12 protein-coding genes are annotated in these 20,233 nt (G+C 34.8%); 11 read left to right on the top strand and 1 reads right to left on the bottom strand.

The annotated features are described in order from the left end of the window. The first annotated feature begins 231 nt into the window (after window positions 1-231). From AMQ68_RS12550 to AMQ68_RS12595, 10 genes are all read left to right on the top strand, one after another. Window positions 232-1,521, top strand: coding sequence for an MFS transporter (locus AMQ68_RS12550; protein WP_054510970.1), 1,290 nt, complete (start codon window positions 232-234; stop codon window positions 1,519-1,521). A gap of 9 nt (window positions 1,522-1,530) precedes the next feature. Then, entirely contained in the window at window positions 1,531-3,240 is a 1,710-nt protein-coding gene (locus tag AMQ68_RS12555) for a glycoside hydrolase family 43 protein (RefSeq protein WP_054510971.1), read from the top strand. Window positions 3,241-3,267: 27 nt separating this feature from the next. Further along, the gene (locus AMQ68_RS12560) at window positions 3,268-5,796 is read left to right on the top strand and encodes a glycosyl hydrolase 115 family protein (RefSeq protein ID WP_054510972.1); all 2,529 of its coding nucleotides are present in this window, start codon (window positions 3,268-3,270) and stop codon (window positions 5,794-5,796) included. A 75-nt stretch (window positions 5,797-5,871) separates the two neighbouring features. Beyond that, a complete protein-coding gene (locus AMQ68_RS12565; RefSeq protein WP_123905691.1) occupies window positions 5,872-6,924 on the top strand; it encodes an aldose epimerase family protein in 1,053 nt (350 codons plus the stop codon). A gap of 685 nt (window positions 6,925-7,609) precedes the next feature. After that, the gene (locus AMQ68_RS12570) at window positions 7,610-9,322 is read left to right on the top strand and encodes a DUF5597 domain-containing protein (protein ID WP_054510973.1); all 1,713 of its coding nucleotides are present in this window, start codon (window positions 7,610-7,612) and stop codon (window positions 9,320-9,322) included. A 107-nt stretch (window positions 9,323-9,429) separates the two neighbouring features. After that, window positions 9,430-11,334 (top strand): sialate O-acetylesterase, encoded by a 1,905-nt coding sequence (locus AMQ68_RS12575; RefSeq protein ID WP_054510974.1) that lies wholly within the window; start codon window positions 9,430-9,432, stop codon window positions 11,332-11,334. Between the two features lie 131 nt (window positions 11,335-11,465). Next, the gene (locus tag AMQ68_RS12580) at window positions 11,466-12,908 is read left to right on the top strand and encodes an MFS transporter (protein ID WP_054510975.1); all 1,443 of its coding nucleotides are present in this window, start codon (window positions 11,466-11,468) and stop codon (window positions 12,906-12,908) included. 83 nt (window positions 12,909-12,991) lie between these two features. After that, a complete protein-coding gene (locus tag AMQ68_RS12585) occupies window positions 12,992-14,104 on the top strand; it encodes an endo-1,4-beta-xylanase (protein WP_054510976.1) in 1,113 nt (370 codons plus the stop codon). Window positions 14,105-14,370: 266 nt separating this feature from the next. Further along, the gene (locus AMQ68_RS12590; RefSeq protein WP_054510977.1) at window positions 14,371-15,336 is read left to right on the top strand and encodes a glycoside hydrolase family 43 protein; all 966 of its coding nucleotides are present in this window, start codon (window positions 14,371-14,373) and stop codon (window positions 15,334-15,336) included. 181 nt (window positions 15,337-15,517) lie between these two features. Beyond that, window positions 15,518-17,554 carry an alpha-glucuronidase gene (locus tag AMQ68_RS12595; RefSeq protein ID WP_054510978.1) on the top strand — a complete coding sequence of 679 codons (2,037 nt, stop codon included), beginning with the start codon at window positions 15,518-15,520 and terminating at the stop codon, window positions 17,552-17,554. Window positions 17,555-18,513: 959 nt separating this feature from the next. Here AMQ68_RS12595 and AMQ68_RS12600 read toward each other — a convergent pair. Then, the gene (locus AMQ68_RS12600; RefSeq protein WP_054510979.1) at window positions 18,514-19,110 is read right to left on the bottom strand and encodes a hypothetical protein; all 597 of its coding nucleotides are present in this window, start codon (window positions 19,108-19,110) and stop codon (window positions 18,514-18,516) included. A 143-nt stretch (window positions 19,111-19,253) separates the two neighbouring features. On the opposite strand from AMQ68_RS12600, the gene AMQ68_RS12605 reads away from it, so the two are divergent. Then, window positions 19,254-20,126, top strand: a complete 873-nt coding sequence (locus AMQ68_RS12605) for an AraC family transcriptional regulator (RefSeq protein WP_054510980.1) — start codon at window positions 19,254-19,256, stop codon at window positions 20,124-20,126. The last annotated feature ends 107 nt before the right edge of the window (window positions 20,127-20,233 follow it).

Here is a 20,233-nt window from a genome sequence, read left to right on the forward strand (position 1 = left end):
AGGGAGCTGTAGCGTTAATAAAATTTAAATTTAATCCGTTAAAAAATTCCCATTGTTTGAGTGCGGGATGAAAATTCTAACGAAGAACAAATGTTAAATCCGCACGAGTTTTGGGAATTTTAGGAGTGAATTTCAATTTTTAGCGGAAGATCCCAGTCTTGAACTTTTGGTTCATTTTGTTTCAAGACAAAAGAACTCAGAAAGTAAATCATGAAAAATAAAATATAAATTATGCAAATTCCTAAAAATAAAAATCTAAGATGGTGGATGCTATCATTAGTTTTTCTCGCCACCACGATCAATTATCTGGATCGGCAGGTAATGGGATTGCTAAAACCCACTTTGGAAGCCCAATTTCACTGGACAGAAAAAGATTATAGCTATATCGTAATGGCTTTTACGGCAACCTATGCTTTTGGATACCTTGCGATGGGTAGACTCATCGATAAGGTTGGAACAAAGATTGGATACGCAGTTTCTTTGATTGTTTGGAGTTTAGCTTCTATTGGTCATGGTTTTGTAAAAAGTACATTCGGTTTTATTATCGCAAGAATGTCATTGGGATTAAGCGAAGCCGGAAATTTTCCAGCCGCTATAAAATCGGTGGCAGAATGGTTTCCGAAAAAGGAGAGGGCTTTGGCAACAGGCGTTTTCAATTCGGGAGCTACGGTAGGAGCAATTCTAGCGCCGATTTTAGTTCCTTTCATTCTCGGACATTACGGATGGCAGCAAACTTTTGTGGTTATAGGAGCGGCAGGTTTATTTTGGATTATCCTCTGGTGGAAATTTTACAATACCCCCGAAAAATCAAAAAACCTTACTCAAGAAGAATATCAATATATAAAAAGTGATCAGGATATTCAGCCTGAAGAAGATTCGAAAGTTTCTCTTTCCGAGTTGCTTAAATATAAAGTAACATGGTCATTTGCGATAGGTAAAATCATGACAGATCCCATTTGGTATTTCTTTATGTTTTGGCTTCCTGCCTATTTTGCAGATGTTTTTAAAATGGATCTTACCAAACCTTCAATTCCGTTAATCATTATTTACAGTGGAACAACAATTGGTAGTATCGGAGGCGGGTATTTATCTTCCTGGTTGATAAAAAAAGGTTGGAATATCAATAAAGCCAGAAATTTTACCATGTTACTTTTTGCTTTGATGGTGGTTCCTGTGATGTTTTCAAAATATGTGGATAATATGTGGGTGATCACCATTATTATAGCCTTTGCAACTGCTGCTCATCAAGGTTGGGGTGCTAATTTAATGACCACAGTGGGCGATACATTACCCAATAAATATGTAAGTTCTGTTATTGGTTTTGGCGGAATGTTGGGTTCCGTTGCTGGAATTATTTTTCCTCTTTTTATAGGAATTATTTTAGATACTTTTAAAAAATCAGGAAATATCAACGGAGGGTATAATATCATATTTTTTATCGCTGGTATTTCTTATATCGGAGCTTGGTTGGTGATTAAGTTGATCAACAGAAAACCCTCTCTTCATACTCAAATTAAATAAACTAAAACCATGAAAAATAGAATGAAAAATCCATTTTTTGTAAAAAATAAAATAGGGCTTGCTGCTGTTATTTTATCTTCTTTGGGAAATATTTCCGCACAGGTTTTCTCTGATTTTGTGTACAAAGGAAACGATAAAATATACACAGAAAACCCTCTTAGAACGAATGAATTTTATTCTCCCATTCTGCAGGGTTGCTATCCTGACCCGAGTATTACGAGAAAAGGGAATGATTATTATCTGGTCAATTCTTCTTTCTCGATGTTTCCGGGAGTTCCTATTTTTCATTCTAGTGATTTGGTAAATTGGAAACAGATAGGTCATGTCTTAGATAGGCCTTCTCAATTAAAAGTAGAAACAGCAGGGGTTTCGGAAGGAATCTATGCTCCCGATATCAAGTATAATAAATACAACGACACTTTTTACATGGTTACGACTCAGATTGCCAGCGGAATTGGAAATATGATCGTTAAAACAAAAGATCCTGCAAAAGGTTGGAGCGAAGTTCAAAAACTGAATTTTGATGGAATTGATCCATCTATTTTCTTTGATGATGATGGAAAAGCGTATATCATTCATAATGACGCTCCGCCAACAGGAACAGAACAATACAGCGGCCATCGTGTAATCAAGATGTGGGATTATGATCTAGAAAAAGATCAGGTGGTTGCTGGAAGTGATAAAATTATTGTGAATGGTGGAGTAGATATCGCGCAAAAACCGATTTGGATCGAAGGTCCACACCTCTATAAAAAGAATGGAAAATATTATCTGATGTGCGCAGAAGGCGGAACAGGAGGGAATCACAGCGAAGTAATTTTTATGAGCGATAGCCCGAAAGGTCCGTTTATTCCCGCTTCCAATAATCCGATTCTGACGCAACGGTATTTTCCAAAAGACAGAAAAGATAAAGTAGATTGGGCAGGCCATGCAGACTTGGTAGAAACGCCAGACGGAAAGTATTACGGGGTGTTTTTAGCAATTCGGCCTAACGAAAAAAACAGAGTAAATACAGGTCGTGAAACTTTTATCCTTCCCGTAGATTGGAGCGGAACATATCCTGTTTTCGAAAACGGATTGGTTCCGATGAAACCCGTAATAAAAATGCCAAATGGAGTGAGTAACCAAACCGGAAAAAATGGATTTTTCCCCAATGGAAATTTTACTTTTTCTGATCATTTAAACAATACATTGGATAACCGATGGATTGCAATGCGAGGCCCAAAAGAAAACTTTGTCAATGTGACTAAAAATGGAGTAAAAATAAATCCTTTTACAACCAATATTAAAGACAAAGCTCCTGTTTCAGCTTTATTTCACAGACAGCAACATGCTTCTTTTGAAGCAACAGTGAACTTAGATTTTAAACCAAAATCTGAAAAAGAGCTGGCTGGAATGAGCTGCTATCAAAATGAAAAATTCAATTATGTTTTCGGATTGACTAAAAAAGGCAAAGATTTTTATTTGGTGTTGGAAAGAACAGAAAAAGGAAATTCGGTACTTCTCAAAAGCGAAAAAATTTTACTTAATAAAAATATAAAGCTTCAGGTAGTTGCGCAAGGGGATGATTATCAATTTAATTATTCTTTGGAAGGAAATAATTTTATGAATGTTGGAGGAGCGGTTTCTGGAGATATTCTGTCAACAGATGTTGCTGGAGGTTTTACAGGCAGTTTAATTGGTTTGTATTCAACTTCAGCCAATGATATTCAACCTTAATTTTTAGCTATTTATAAATCAATTATTATGAAAGGATTATCAAAATCAATACTATTAATAGTTTTCGTTTTGTTCTTTGGAAATAAGGTGAAATCTACACAACCATTTATTACCACGGAAAAAAGTTTTGACGCTATTGTTATTAAGGATAAATCGGTACAACTTTCATTCTATTCAGATAGAGGAATCGATAAAGGAGTTCTGAGGGCAATACATAATCTTCAGTCTGATTTTCAAAAAGTAACAGGTGATTTCCCTAATCTTTTAAACCAAATTTCTGCTCCTCAATCTCCGTTAATCATTATTGGAACTGTGGGGACCCATTCGATAATTGATGAATTGATCAAACAGAAAAAAATCAATGGAAATGAATTAAAAGGAAAACATGAAAAATTTATTATTCAAAATATAGAAAACCCTTTCAATGGAGTTTCTGAAGCCATTGTGATTGCAGGAAGCGATAAACGCGGAACAATTTACGGAATTTATGAGCTTTCAAAGCAAATCGGCATCTCACCTTGGTATTATTGGGCAGATGTTCCTGTGAAACAAAAAGAAAATATCTATTTCAAAAAAGGAATTTATACAGATAACGAACCTGCGGTGGAATATCGTGGGATTTTCCTCAACGATGAAGAGCCTTCGTTGGGAAGTTGGGCAAGAGTAACTTTTGGTGGCGTTAATGCTAGATTTTATGAAAAGGTTTTTGAACTTATTCTTCGGTTAAAAGGCAATTATATATGGCCTGCGATGTGGGGAAAGGCTTTCTATGACGATGATCCTTTGAGCGGACCTTTAGCCGATGAAATGGGAATTATTATGGGAACTTCTCATCATGAACCCATGGCGTTGGCACAAACCGATTGGCACCGATATGTCAAAAAAAATAATGTTCCGAATATTTGGGATTATACTAAAAATTCAGAAGTCCTTCAACAGTTTTGGAAGTCAGGAATGGAACGAAGTAAAAACTGGGAGAAATTGGTCACGGTGGGAATGCGTGGTGATGGCGATGAAGCGATGGGAGAAGCGACAAATATTTCTCTTCTTGAAAAAATTGTAAAAGATCAGCGAAAGATTATAGAAAAAGTGACAGGTAAGAAAGCTGAAAAAACGCCTCAGGTTTGGGCTTTGTATAAAGAAGTTCAGGAATATTATGATCAGGGAATGCGGGTTCCGGATGATGTAATTTTGCTGTTTTGTGATGACAATTGGGGGAATGTCCGCAAGCTTCCGAACTTGTCGAAACCTTTACATAAAGGCGGTTACGGAATGTATTATCATTTTGATTATGTGGGTGGGCCGAGAAATTCAAAGTGGATTAATATCAGTCCGATTCAAAGGGTTTGGGAACAGATGAATTTGACCTATGAACACAAGGTTGATAAAGTTTGGATTGTGAATGTAGGCGATTTAAAACCAATGGAATTTCCAATGAGCTTTTTCATGGATATGGCCTGGAATCCGAAACAGTTTAATGCCGATAATCTTTTAGAATATACCGAAAAATGGGCTTCACAGCAGTTTGGAGAAAAGCATTCCAAAGAAATCGCAAGAATGATCAATCTATATGCAAAATACAACCGTCGTGTAACCCCTGAAACGCTAAATTCTGAAACATACAGCCTTGAAAATTATAATGAATTTGAAACGGTTGTGAATGAGTATCGAAAATTAGCGTTGGATGCCAATAGGTTGTATAATGAAATTCCAAAAGAGTATAAAGATGCTTATTTTCAATTGGTCCTTTACCCAATTGATGCCTGCAGTAATTTGTATGAAATGTATTTTGATGTGGCAAAAAATAAAGAGTTGGCAGCTAGAAATGATGGTAAAGCGAATGAATATGCAGACCAGGTCAAGCAAAAATTCGAGTATGATACTTTTCTCCAGAATAAATACAACCAAGAAATTGCTGGAGGAAAATGGCAACATATGATGGATCAGCCGAGAATAGGATACACGGGCTGGAATCAGCCGGATCAGAATACAATGCCTGAAGTCGTTTATATTTCAGAAAATAAAAAATCAGAGAAAATATTCCAAGAAAAAGATGGATATATCTCCATAGAAGCTGCGAACTTTTCAAAACAAAATAATTCAGATAGAATTCAATGGAAAATAATTCCCGATTTTGGAAAAACACAGTCCGGAATTACCACATTTCCTCAAAATGCTTATCCCACAGAAAATGAAAATATCTATCTTGAATATGATATAGATTTTACATCAATCGGGATTTTTGAAGTACAGTTATTATTGGCCCCAACTTTAAATTTCAATAACAATAAAGGCTTACCTTATGAGATCTCTTTTGATGGCGAAAAGCCTCAGATTGTTAATTTTAACGGACATTATCGAGGTGAACTGGGACAATGGCAATCAGAGCATATTATAAAATCTACGACTAAACATACGATAATAAAAGCAGGAAAACATAGCTTGCGATTCCGTGTTTTAGAGCCGGGAATTGTTCTTGAAAAAATTCTGATTGATACGGGAGGCTTGAAATCTTCTTATTTAGGAGCTCCGGAAAGTAGGATTAAATTTAATTAATTGATGATTGTTTTTTTATTTTCATTATTTTTAATGGTGAAAGGAAAAAAAATAACCAGAATTGTTCAAAAAAATATGAAAAATATTGAGGTTTCAGAATATGGAGTAACACCGGAAGGAAACGCTGTCAAAAAATTTACAGTCACCAATAAAAACGGAATGCAGTTGGAGGTGATCAATTATGGAGGCATCATTACCTCCTTAACAGCGCCGGATAGAAACGGTCAATACAAAGATGTTGTGTTGGGTTTTACTAAGCCTGAAGATTATTTTACAGGAAATTCTTATTTTTTAGGAGCAATTGTCGGAAGGTTTGCCAACAGAATAGCAGGTGGAAAATTTAGTATTGAAGGTAAAACCTACAATCTTGAAACCAATAATTCACCGAATCATCTTCATGGTGGAAATGAGGGTTTTTCAAATAAGATATGGGAAATAGAAGCGGCCCCAACTACTCAAACACTTAAGCTTTCATACACAAGTAAAGACGGCGAAGAAGGATATCCGGGAGAATTGAAAGTCAACGTATTATGCACCTTGACCGATGACGATGCATTGGAAATTTCCTATGAAGCAACAACCGATAAACCAACCATTGTCAATCTTTCGCAACATTCTTATTTTAACCTTTCAGGCGATTTCACGGAATTAATTACACGGCATGAACTTCAATTGAATGCCGATTATTTTATTCCTACTGATCATACCATGATTCCCACAGGTGAATTGAAAAACGTAGAAGGAACGCCGTTTGATTTCAGAATTCCAAAATTAATAGGAAAAGACATCGAAATTGATGATGAACAATTGAAATTTGGGAGTGGATATGATCATTGTTGGGTACCGAATGGAAAAGGGTTGAGATCAATAGCAGAAGTATATCATGCAGAAACGGGAAGAATGATGGAAGTGTTAACAGACCAGCCCGGGGTTCAGTTGTATTGCGGAAATTTTCTGGATGGAAAATACGAAACAAAAACAGGCGGTAAAAATGAGCGAAGAACAGGATTGTGTCTGGAAACTCAGCATTTTCCCGACGCTCCAAATCAACCACATTTCCCTTCTGTAACGCTTATTCCCGGAGAGAAATATCAAAGTAAAACCATTTATAAGTTTTCAGTAAAATAAGAGCATAAAAGGAACTGTTTCATAACAGAACATATCAAGTACAATAAGCTTATAATTGATTTTTAATACCATAATTTTATAAAGAGGACTTCATTTTGAGGTCCTCTTTTTGTTTAAAGAAACTTTAAATTCTATATTTTTCGTTAATGAATTTAAGATAATAGTAAATTTCGGATGATTAATTGGTTTTTTGGGAGCTATTATTGTTAAATAATATCAAATTACAAGCAATAAATGATTGGTATTGTTATTAATTTAATGTTAAAATTGTGTTAAAGTTTATCGTTTGTATTTTTTGTATTCTTGAATGAAAATGCAAGATGGTTATTGTTAAAAATATGATAAGGTCCTTTTTGTATTTTATGACATCTTCTGTACAATATCGGTATTCTTTTTACCAGACTTTATAGGGCGGGAAATCGCTTAATTTTCAACTGATTTGATAATCTTATTTTTTATGATAAGTCAATCTCTTTTCTTGCGGTATCATTAAATTTTTATTGTTCAAATAAAGTATTTAAAACTTCTATTCATTAAAATTCCTTTTGTATATAAATTCTTTCTTTTATTTTTAGAAATATTGAAAAAGATATTTAGCGATGAAAGTTGAAGCGGTAGATAAAATATCATCTGTTTTTCTGTAGAACGTTATCAGTTTTCATTAAAAAATCAAATTATCCCTATTATGAATGTAAATAAATTTTTGATCCTTTCTGGTATCGCTCTTTCGCTCTTTGCAAAGGCGCAGGAAACCATTCCTCATTTACAGAAAAAAGGGACGGCCACTCAGCTTATAGTAGGCCAAAAGCCATTTCTAATTCTAGGTGGCGAATTGGGAAATTCTTCTGCTTCTTCGGTTCAGGATATTGAAACATATTTCCCAAAACTTCAACAAATGGGACTGAACACAGTGTTGGTTCCTGCGTATTGGGATATGATTGAGCAGGAAGAAGGAAAATTTGATTTTAGTTTAATTGATAAAACGGTTGATCAGGCAAGGAAAAATAACCTAAAGGTTGTTTTCTTATGGTTTGGCTCTTATAAAAATTCAATGAGCTGTTATGCTCCGCTTTGGTTTAAAAAAGATGATAAAAAATATCCGAGAGCCTATTCAAAAGCAGGAAAGCCGATGGAGATTGCAAGTTCATTCTCTGAAAATGTTTTGAAAGCAGACAACAATGTTTTCTCTGAATTAATGAAACATATTGCTGCCATTGATAAAACTCAGGGAACGGTCATCATGGTTCAGGTTGAAAACGAAATAGGAATGTTAGAGGGCGCTCGAGATTATTCTAAAGAAGCGAATGCAGCCTTCAACAAACAAGTTCCAGAAACGTTGATGAAATTTTTAACTAAAAATAAAAAACAACTTCATCCTTCGTTGCTTGAAAAATGGGAGAAGCAAGGTTTTAAAACCAAAGGAAACTGGCAGGAAATCTTCGGTAATGATGTATATACAGATGAATTGTTTACCGCTTATTCTTATGCCCAATATGTAGAAAAGTTAGCGAAAACAGCTCGTTCCATTCACAATATTCCGTTGTATGTAAATGCTGCCATGAACAGCAGAAACAGACTTCCTGGAGAATATCCTGCAGGTGGACCATTGGCTCATCTAATTGATATTTGGCATGCCGGAGCACCGAGTGTAGATATGCTTTCACCAGATTTATATGACGGAGATTTTACGAGTTGGTCTGCAAAATACAGGCTTCATAACAATCCATTATTTGTTCCGGAGATCAAAATGACTCAAAATAATGGAGTACAGGCATTTTATGCTTTTGGGGAACATGATGCGATTGGGTATAGTCCGTTTTCGATTGAAAATAATTCTGAAGCAGGAAGTAAGAGACTTTCTGAAGCCTATTCAAAATTAAAACAGTTGATGCCAATTCTGACAAAATTTCAAGGGCAATCTCAATCAAAAGGTTTGCTTTTCGATCAAAAAAATACAGAGCGCATAATTAATTATGATGACTTAAAAATTACGGCAAAACATTTCTTTAGTCTTCCTTGGGATGCTCGGGCAAAAGATGGAAGCATTTGGCCGGAAGGAGGTGGATTAATTTTGAGACTGGCAAAAGATGAATACATCATCGCAGGAAGCGGAATGGTTGTAGAATTTGAGAAACAGAACGAGAAAAAAGAAATTCAGGCTAAAGATTTAGGGGAAGACGGTTTTGCAACGCAGGGTGGAAAAAATCAGGCTCAACATATTTGGTCAGGAACTTCCAGAGTGGGAATTGGTCCTGTAGATGAAATCAGTATTGATGAAAACGGAAAATTCATTCCGATAAGAAGATTAAACGGTGATCAGACACACCAAGGAAGACACGTCCGTATTGGTGTTGATGATTTCCAAATTCTTCATGTAAAATTATACGAATATCAATAAAGAGTCCCAAAGGGACGATTTAACAAAGAATAGGATAAAATCCTATTAAATGGGCACGTTTACAAAAAAATAAATATTCATTAAGGCTTTAGCCAAAACGTATTAAAATGAATAAAATTAAACTTTTCAACATCTTATTTTTCCTCATCACTTTTTGTGTTGTAGAGGCTAAAATCAAACTTCCAACTTTAGTTTCAGACGGAATGATTTTACAGCGTGACCAAAAACTGAAGATTTGGGGGCAGGCGGATTCAGGAGAAAAAGTGGAAATTAATTTTCAACATAAAAAATACAATACCATTGCAGATAATTCAGGTAACTGGAAAATCATGCTTCCTGAAATGAAATCTGGCGGCCCTTTTACCATGACTATCAATGAAGTTACATTGAAAAATATTCTAATTGGGGATGTATATCTCTGCTCCGGCCAGTCTAATATGGAACTTCCGATGCGTAGGGTAAAAACGTTGTATCCTGAAGAATTAACGAACGCTAATAATAGCAATATTCGCTTTTTTACAGTTCCTCAAAAGTGTGATTTTAAAATTGCTCAGAATAATTTAGACGGTGGAACTTGGGAAGAAACCAATCCTCAAAGCATTCAGAATTTTTCTGCGGTTGCCTATTTTTTTGCGAAAGAGATGTATCAGTATAATAAAATTCCGGTGGGAATTATTAATTCAAGTTTGGGCGGTTCTCCCATTCAGTCTTGGATGGATGAATCTTCTTTGAAAAAATATCCTGAATATCTTGCGGAAGCTCAAAAATGGAGAAATGATGAATTGATTTCTCAAACCGAATCTTCTGAAAGAGCTTTGGGTGATGCTTGGTCTGCAGAATTAGATCAATCGGATGCAGGAATCTCTAATCATTGGGAAAAACCAGAATTCAATGATTCCGAATGGAAAAAAATGAATGTCCCGGGTTCTTGGGAAGAGATAGAAAAACCGTTTGATGGAAGTATTTGGTTTAGAAAAGAAATATTCCTTCCAACAGGAGCTGAAAAAAACACCGCATTTCTGAATTTAGGAAGAATTAAAGATGCAGATGTTACCTATATTAATGGGAAGAAAGTAGGAAATGTTACCTATGAATATCCTCCACGCTGGTATGATATTCCTGCGGGAGTTTTAAAGGAAGGCAAAAACATCATCACGGTAAGAATCACTAATGGAAGCGGGAAAGGAGAATTTATAAAAGACAAAGATTATTTTTTACAAATAGGAACTGAAAAAATTGATGTAAAAGGAGAGTGGAAATATAAAATCGGAGCCATCATGAACCGACCGGCTCCGGGACAAACCTTCATCAGATGGAAACCAACGGGATTATACAATGCAATGTTGAATCCATTAATTCAATATCCGATAAAAGCAGTTTTATGGTACCAAGGCGAGAGCAATACAGCGAAACCTCAGGAATATCAGGATTTATTATCTACCATGATTTTAGATTGGCGAAACAAATGGAGTCAGAAAAATCTACCTTTTTTCATTGTTCAATTAGCCAATTTTATGGAAGCAAAACCTGAATCTACAGAAAGCAATTGGGCAGAATTAAGAGAACAGCAAAGAAAAGTTTCCCAAACGATTCCAAAGACCGGACTTGCCGTTACCATTGATATTGGCGAATGGAATGACATCCATCCTTTAAACAAAAAAGAGGTAGGAAAAAGATTATCATTGCAAGCTCAGAAAACACTTTTTGACAGCAATATCATCGCAGACGGTCCTGTTTATGAATCCATGAAAATTGATGGAAATAAAATCATTCTTTCATTCAAAAAGGGAACAGATGACTTTTCTAAGGTTTCAGAATTAAAAGGTTTTGCAATTAAAGGAAAAGAAGGGATTTTCAAATGGGCACAAGCAAAAATAGAAGGCAGCAAAATCATCGTCTGGAATGATGAAGTTAAAGATCCAATTGCCGTTCGATACGCTTGGGCAGACAATCCGGAAGGAAATCTGAAAAATAAAAACAGTTTACCTGCATCTCCTTTCACAACAGAATAATTGATAACGACAAAATTTTGTTGTCTTGGCTGAGTGAAACGCCCTTGCGAACGTAAAAATATTCTCAATAATTGAAAAAAAATCTTTGCGATCCTTGCGTTAAAATGAATTAAAAAAAAATAAAACTACATATGAACAATTCTCAAAAAATATCGGTCACCGAAAAAATAGGGTACAGCTTAGGGGATCTTGCTGCCAACCTTGTGTTCCAGACTTTGGTTACTTATCTGGCGTATTTTTATACTGATATTTATGGTTTAAAAGCAGAAGATGCTTCGGTTATTACATTGATTGTAGGATTGGTGGCAGGCTTTGGTTTCAATCCACTAATTGGGGCGCTTGCAGACCGAACGCAGACAAAATGGGGGAAATTCCGTCCGTGGATCTTATTTACGGCTGTTCCTCTTGGGGTGGCGGCTATGTTAGCTTTCAGTACACCCGATTTTTCATATAAAGGGAAAATAATTTACGCTGCGGTTACCTATTCGGTGTTATTGCTTTTGTATGCTTCAAATAATTTACCTTATTCAGCATTAAGTGGCGTTATTACAGGCGATATGAGTGAAAGAAACAGTATTTCTTCTTATCGTTTTGTAGCGGTGATGTTTTCACAGTTTTTTGTTCAGGTTTTTATGTTACCGATTATTTTATCAATTGGAAATGGTGATAAAGCAGCAGGAATTGAGGTTGTGATGACTTGGTTGGCCATTATCGGAAGTGTGATGTTGTTGATTACTTTTTTCACGACAAAAGAAAGAGTAGTTCCAAATGCTGATCAGAAATCAAACTTAAAAGATGATTTAAAAGATTTATCTAAAAATAAGCCGTGGATCATTATGTTAACGGTTACGGCTTTGATATTTATTACATTGGCAATGAAAGGTGGTTCGTATGTTTATTACTTTAATAATTATGTGGATGAAGCGAGCCTGAAGAGTTTTATTTCTCCGATTACTTTGTTTTTTGATTCTATTGGAATGAATTTTTTTGGTGAAAATGTAAAGTCTGCAGGATTTGGTTTATTTAATGCAGGAGGAATTATTATGATGATTGTGGGGATTACATTTTCTAAAAAATTTGCTGATAAATATGGGAAAAGAGATGTGTTTATGGTATCATTATTTATCTCTACATTATTCGTTTTGGTATTTATTTTATATCCTCCAAAAGCGGTGGGAATGATGTTTTTATCACAAATTGCACATGGTTTTTTCTACGGAATCAGTACCCCAATTTTATGGGCAATGATCGCCGATGTAGCCGATTATTCAGAATGGAAAAATAAAAGAAGAGCAACGGCTATTATTTTTTCTGCGATGATGGTCGGTTTAAAAGTAGGGTTGAGTATCGGAAGCTCATTAGTTGCTTTAATTATAGGGAAATACGGTTATATTTCGACGAAGGGAGATCAGCATGTCATTCAGCCTGAAACAGTGGCTGCAGGTGCTAAAATGTTGGTGAGTATATTTCCTTCCATTCCTTTTTTCCTTGCATGTGGATTGCTTTTCTTTTATAAGATCAATAAAAAAATGGAAGTTCAGATTGAACATGATTTGGCAGAAAGAAGAAAATAAATCTTTTAAATAAAGCAGAATTTAACTTAAACCTTATAGGTTTTAAAAACCTATAAGATTTGATAACAAAAAATATAAACATAATGAAACGCATTTTTATATTAGGATTAATAACGTTTGCAGCTTCCAGTTTTCATGCTCAAAAGGCTGACGCTTCTTTAAAAAAAGCTTTTCAGGATAAATTCTATATCGGAACAGCCATGAATTTGGAACAGATTCACGGAACGGATCAAAAATCAGTAGATATTATCAAGAAGCAATTCAGTTCGATAGTTGCTGAAAATTGCATGAAAAGTATGTATTTACAACCTCAGGAAGGGAAATTCTTCTTTGATGATGCAGATAAATTCGTTGAGTTTGGAGAAAAAAATAACATGTTCATTATTGGACATACGTTGATTTGGCATTCTCAGGTTCCTAATTGGTTTTTCGTAGATAAAAAAGGAAAAAATGTTACACCAGAAGTACTGAAAAAGAGAATGAAAGACCACATTACAACCATTGTTTCCCGCTACAAAGGAAGAGTAAAAGGTTGGGATGTAGTGAATGAAGCCATAATGGAAGATGGTTCTTACCGAAAATCTAAGTTTTACGAAATTTTGGGTGAAGAATTTATTCAGTTGGCTTTTAAATATGCTCAGGAAGCCGATCCAGAGGCAGAATTGTATTACAATGATTATAATGAATGGCATCCTGAAAAAGTAAAAGCAGTTACTCAATTGGTTAAGAATTTAAAATCAAAAGGAATCAGAATTGACGGCGTAGGAATGCAGGCGCATGTGGGAATGGATTCTCCTTCCATTGATGAATATGAAAAAGCAATTGTTGCCTATTCCGAAAGTGGCGTAAAAGTGAATATTACGGAGCTAGAAATCAGTGCACTCCCTTCACCTTGGGGAACTTCTGCAAATATTGCCGATAAAGTTGAATACGACGAAAAAATGAATCCCTACAAAAAAGGTCTCCCTGCTGATGTACAGGCAAAATGGGAAAACCGCTATCTAGATTTCTTCCAATTGTTTTTAAAACATAAAAAGGATATCAGAAGAGTAACGTTTTGGGGCGTAACAGATGCTCAATCCTGGAAAAATGATTTTCCTATAAAAGGGAGAACAGATTATCCACTATTATTTGATCGTCAATACAAGGCAAAACCTATTGTCAAAAAAATTATAAAACTCGCTGAAGTAAAATAATTAATAAAACGAAGCAATTGTAAAGCGACATAGGAAACTGAAGCGTTAAAAAAATGAAGTTTGTGAACGTTAAGAAAATTCTACTGTTTGAAGCGCGAGACAAATTTAGAATCGAAGAACTAACATTGAAATCGCGCAAGTTTTAGAATTTTTAGAGAGCAAATTTTATTTTTAGCTGAAGGTTCCAAGTCTTGAATTTTTGGTTCTTTTGCTTCAAGGCAAAACGAACATTAAAAAAAAAAACATTAAAATATCAATTTAAAATAATGAGCAAATCAAAATACCTATTCCCCAAAGACTTCATGGCAGATCCATCCGTTCACGTTTTTGAAGGAAAACTCTACATTTATCCATCTCACGACAGAGAAAGCGGAATTGAAGAAAACGACAACGGCGATCATTTCGATATGAATGACTATCATGTTTTTTCTTTGGATGATGTGGAAAATGGAGAAATCACAGATCATGGTGTTGCCCTTTCGGTAAAAGATATTCCTTGGTCGGGCAGACAGTTATGGGATTGTGATGTGGCATTTAAAAACGGGAAATACTATCTGTATTTTCCTTTAAAAGATAAAAATGATATTTTCAGAATGGGAGTAGCGGTGAGTGATAAACCTTATGGACCTTTCGTTCCTGAAAAACATCCAATGATGGGGAGCTACAGCATTGATCCGTGTATTTTTGAAGAGGGAAGAAAATATTATATGTATTTCGGTGGAATCTGGGGCGGACAATTACAACGCTACAGAAATAACAAAGCATTAGAATCTGCGGTAATTCCGAATGATAATGAACCTGCAATTCCCTCAAAAGTCGCTTTATTAAGTGATGATATGTTGGAATTTGCGGAAGAACCAAAAGATGTTTTGATTCTTGACAACAATGGAGATCCTTTATTGCATGGAGACAAAAATCGATTTTTTGAAGCGTCTTGGATGCATAAATACAATGATAAATATTACTTCTCTTATTCCACGGGAAATACTCATCTTTTGTGTTACGCGATTGGAGATAATCCTTATGGCCCATTTACGTACCAAGGGGTAATTCTGACTCCGGTTGTAGGCTGGACAACCCATCATAGTATTGTTGAGTTTAAAGGAAAATGGTATTTATTTTTCCATGATTCTGTTCCAAGTGGCGGAAAAACATGGCTTCGAAGCATGAAAGTGGTAGAACTGGAATACAACGAAGACGGTACTTTCAAAACAATTGAAGGACTGGACTAATTATCAATTCCATAGAACCCGAAGGGTTCAATATCAATAGCCTTAGGTGAAACCTATGGCGTAAATATCAATAGAAACGGGCTTTAGCCCGTTTAAACAAATTAAGACATTCAAATTGGCTTTAGCCAAAACTTAAACCTGATGCCCCAATAATAATTCAACCAATTTCAAACATTCAGCAATGCAAAATTTCCGTGTTTATATTATCATTTTTCTTTTATTCCCATTAAGTTTTTTTGCAGAAGACGGAAGTCAATTATGGCTTCGTTTTCCCAATGTTAAAAACGGAATTTCGGCGGATAAAATCATTTCAAAAGGTAAAAATCCAACGCTTGAAATTGCAAAAAAAGAACTAACAACGTATTGGCAAGGTCAAGCTGTAGAATTGCGCACGGAAAAATCTTTGAAACATCTGAAAGACGGTTATACCATTAAATCTAGTCCAGATAAAATCATTATTTCTGCGGGAAAAGACAGCGGTTTATTGTACGGAGTATATCATATTCTCAGACTTCAGCAGACGAAATCTGATGTTAATCATTTAAATATAACCGAAAAACCATCTTATGATGTGCGAATTCTAAATCATTGGGATAATCTGGATGGAAGTGTTGAAAGAGGGTACGCCGGAAAATCATTGTGGAAATGGGAAGGTTTACCGAATACCATTTCACCACGATACGAAGAATATGCGAGAGCTAATGCTTCGATAGGAATTAATGCTGTTGTTTTAAATAATGTGAATGCTTCTCCAAATATGCTTCGAACAGATTATCTTCAAAAGGTAAAAGTGTTGGCAGATCTATTTAGACCTTATGGAATTAAAGTGTATTTATCAGTCAATTTTTCTTCCCCAAAAGTGTTGGGTGGATTGGAAAACTCAGATCCTTTAAATAAAAATGTCCAGAAATGGTGGAAAGATAAAACATCAGAAATCTATAAATTAATTCCTGATTTTGGAGGTTTTTTGGTGAAAGCCAATTCGGAAGGACAACCTGGCCCGCAGGATTACGGAAGAACCCATGCCGATGGTGCCAATATGATGGCCGATGTGTTGAAACCTTTTGGCGGAATTGTGATGTGGCGGGCTTTTGTGTACAGTCCGAGTAAAGAAGATCGAGCAAAACAAGCCTATTTGGAGTTCCTGCCTTTAGACGGAAAATTTAGAGATAATGTAATTGTTCAAATTAAAAACGGACCGATTGATTTTCAACCTCGTGAACCATTTAATCCATTATTTGGCGCATTGAAAAAGACTTCAGAAATGGCGGAATTTCAGATCACTCAGGAATATTTAGGGTTTTCAAATCACTTGGTTTTTCTGGCGCCTTTGTTTAAAGAAACACTGGAAAGCGACACATACGCTGATGGAAAAGGTTCAACAGTAGCCAAAATTACAGATGGAAGTGTAAGGAATAATAAGATAACAGCGATTGCAGGCGTTGCAAATATCGGAGAAGATGCCAACTGGACAGGCAATATTTTCGCACAGGCCAATTGGTATGCGTTCGGAAGATTGGCTTGGAATCATGAATTAAGTTCAGAACAAATTGCTGATGAATGGATCAAAATGACTTTTACGGATGATCAAAAATTCGTGAATCCTGTCAAAGAAATGATACTTTCTTCAAGAGAAACCGCAGTAGATTATATGATGCCGCTCGGTTTGCACCACATTTTTGCATTCGACCATCATTATGGACCGGAACCTTGGGGGAATATTCCCGGAGGAAGACCAGATTGGATGCCGGTTTATTATCACAAAGCCGATGAAAATGGACTAGGGTTCGACAGAACAAAATCAGGAAGCAATGCTGTTTCACAATATTTTTCTCCATTAAACATGACTTTCGGAAATATAGAAACCTGTCCGGAAAATCTTCTTCTTTGGTTTCATCATGTTCCGTGGAATTATAAAATGAAAGACGGAAAAACGTTGTGGGAAGAATTATGTTTTAAATATGATTCAGGCGTTAAAAATGTTCGAGAATATCAGAAAATTTGGGATACAATGGAACCATATGTTGACGCTGAACGATTTAAACAAGTTCAGTCAAAACTAAAAATTCAGTCTAAGGATGCTGTTTGGTGGAAAGATGCCTGTCTGTTGTATTTCCAGACGTTTTCAAAAATGCCGATTCCTTATGATATTGAAAGACCGATACATGAATTGGAGGATTTGAAAAAGATTAAACTAGACCTTAAGCATCATAATTAGGAAAAAAATAATAAAATATAAATATCAGCGTCATCTGCAAAATCAGCGAGATATTTTAGACGCAAAGTTTTAGTTTATAAGTGTCATATTGTAAGTGAGCAAAGGAGAATCAACAAGTTGATTTGATGAAGCTTGATGTCTTCAAGTTTTGTATAACAAATTTTATTTGCCTTTGTATTATAAATCAGAAGGTATGAAAAGGGAATCGTTAGATGGTTTCTTGTAATCTATGTAAAATATAAAGATCTGCGTCATCTGCAAAATCAGCGAGACATTTTAGACGCAAAGTTTTATTTTATAAATATCATTACGCAAGTGAACAAAGAAGAATCAACAAGTTGATTTGATGAAGCTTGATGTCTTCAAGTTTTGTATAACAAATTCTATTTGCCTTTGTATTATAAATCAGAAGGTATGTAAAGGGAATTGTTAGGTGATTTGTTTTAAACGATATAAAATATAAATATCAGCGTCATCTGCAAAATCAGCGAGATATTTTAGACGCAAAGTTTTAGTTTATAAGTGTCATATTGTAAGTGAAGCAAAGGAGAATCAACAAGTTGATTTGATGAAGCTTGATGTCTTCAAGTTTTGTATAACAAATTTTATTTGCCTTTGTATTATAAATCAGAAGGTATGAAAAGGGAATCGATTAGATGGTTTCTTGTAATCTATGTAAAATATAAAAATCAGCGTCATCTGCAAAATCAGCGAGATATTTTAGACGCAAAGTTTTATATCATAAATATCATATTGTAAGTGAAGCAAAGGAGAATCAACAAGTTGATTTGATAAAGCTTGTGTTTTCAAATTTTACGTTTAAAAATTGAACCGGTTATTAGAAAAAATTGAGGCAACTCATTCTTCGTGATTTAAAAAAGAAAAGCTGCCTCAAAACATTGATTGTACGTAAAATTTTAATTCCAATATAAATATGGAAGTATATGAATCTCTTACTTTTAGTTAAGAGTAACTGTTTTATTAAAAACATTTCCCATTTCTTCAACACTGATGATGTATTTATCAGACGTTTTGGGATTAAGATCGAAGGTCATATCAAGCGCTCCATCCGTTGCATTCTTGGTTGCATTGTAATAAACATTCCCTGAAAAATCAGACACAGAAATGGTAGCACTGTTTTTCAAACCTGAAAGATGAAGTTTCACCTTATTTTCTGAAATGGTATATTCCGGTTTATTGATTTCTGAGAATGGTATTTTTTCAATCTCTAGCGTATTGTTATTGCTAATGTTTATTTTATATTTTTCGATTTTCTGATCAGATTCTGCCACCAAATAGTAGGTTCCTGAATTCAGATCTTTTAGATCGTAAGTTTTTGTTGTGTTACTTTCTGATTGTAAATTCTCTGAAAATAATTCTCCGTAGGCATCATTATAAAGGACCAAAGAGGTATTTTGACCATTCAGTACTTCAAAACTAATCGTTTTTGCTCTTGCTGTTTTAAAAGAAAGAGAAAAATCTTTGTCTTTACTCATCACACTTGCTGAGATAAATAGAGACCCTACAAGAAAAGCAGATTTTAAGAATGTGTTCATAATGATAAGTTTTGTACTGCAAATGTATAACAGGTAATTCGCTTAATCTACAATACAATTTTCATATTTATGTTCTATATTAACCTTGTAATTCTTTTATTTAATATTAATTGTTAATTTTGTGCATGAATTAATGATTTAAAATGAAACATTCACATCCTGCCTTTGAGGCTGTAAAGCCCAATATTGGAAGCAGTTTCACAAGTCTGAAGTTTTTTCGAAATGAAAATATCAAATCTCATGTATGGCATTATCATCCTGAGGTGGAATTAATTTTTGTTTGCGGAGGTTCGGGGAAAAGGCAAATCGGGAGTAATATTTCCTATTTTTCGGATGGAGATCTTGTGTTGATGGGAAGCAATTTGCCGCACTGTGGAATGACCAATGAAAATACCAATAATGAGTACGAAATGGTAATTCAGTTTAAACCTGATTTTCTTGGGGAGCCTATTTGGGAATTGCCTGAAATGCATAGGATTGCTCATTTATTGGAAAGGTCAAAAGCCGGAATTGTATTTGCGGAGAATGTAAAGAAAACCATTGGGAAAAAGATTGGCGAAATGCACGAATCTTCCTCTTTGGAAAGGCTTGTGAAGTTTATAGAAATATTAGATGCATTGGCTTCTACGCAGGATTATAGAATTTTAAATGCCGGAAAATATTACTTGCAAACGCAGGTTGAAGATAACGACAGGATCAATCTTATTTTCAATTATGTGAAAGATCATTTTAAGGAACAGATTACGTTGGACGAAATTTCTGAATTGGCGAATATGAAAGTCCCGTCTTTCTGCCGTTATTTTAAAAAGATCACCAATAAAACCTTTACTCAGTTTGTGAATGAATATCGGATTACGCATTCATTAAAGCTGCTGGCGGAAAAACCAATGAGTATCACTGAAGTTTGTTTTGAATCGGGTTTTAATAATTTTAGTTATTTTAATAAAACATTTAAAGAATATATTCAGAAAAGCCCGTCACAATATAGAAAAGAGTTTAATTATTTTATGGAATAGATTATAAGTTTATGAATATAAATTAAGTGTTACCACAGTTTAAACTTTATCTTAAAAAAAGATTAAAAGAGCTTAGAAATTAAAAATTTAAAAATGAATTCAGTAGT

It is taken from the genome of Chryseobacterium sp. ERMR1:04, from assembly GCF_001297705.1.
Classification (GTDB): Bacteria; Bacteroidota; Bacteroidia; order Flavobacteriales; family Weeksellaceae; genus Chryseobacterium.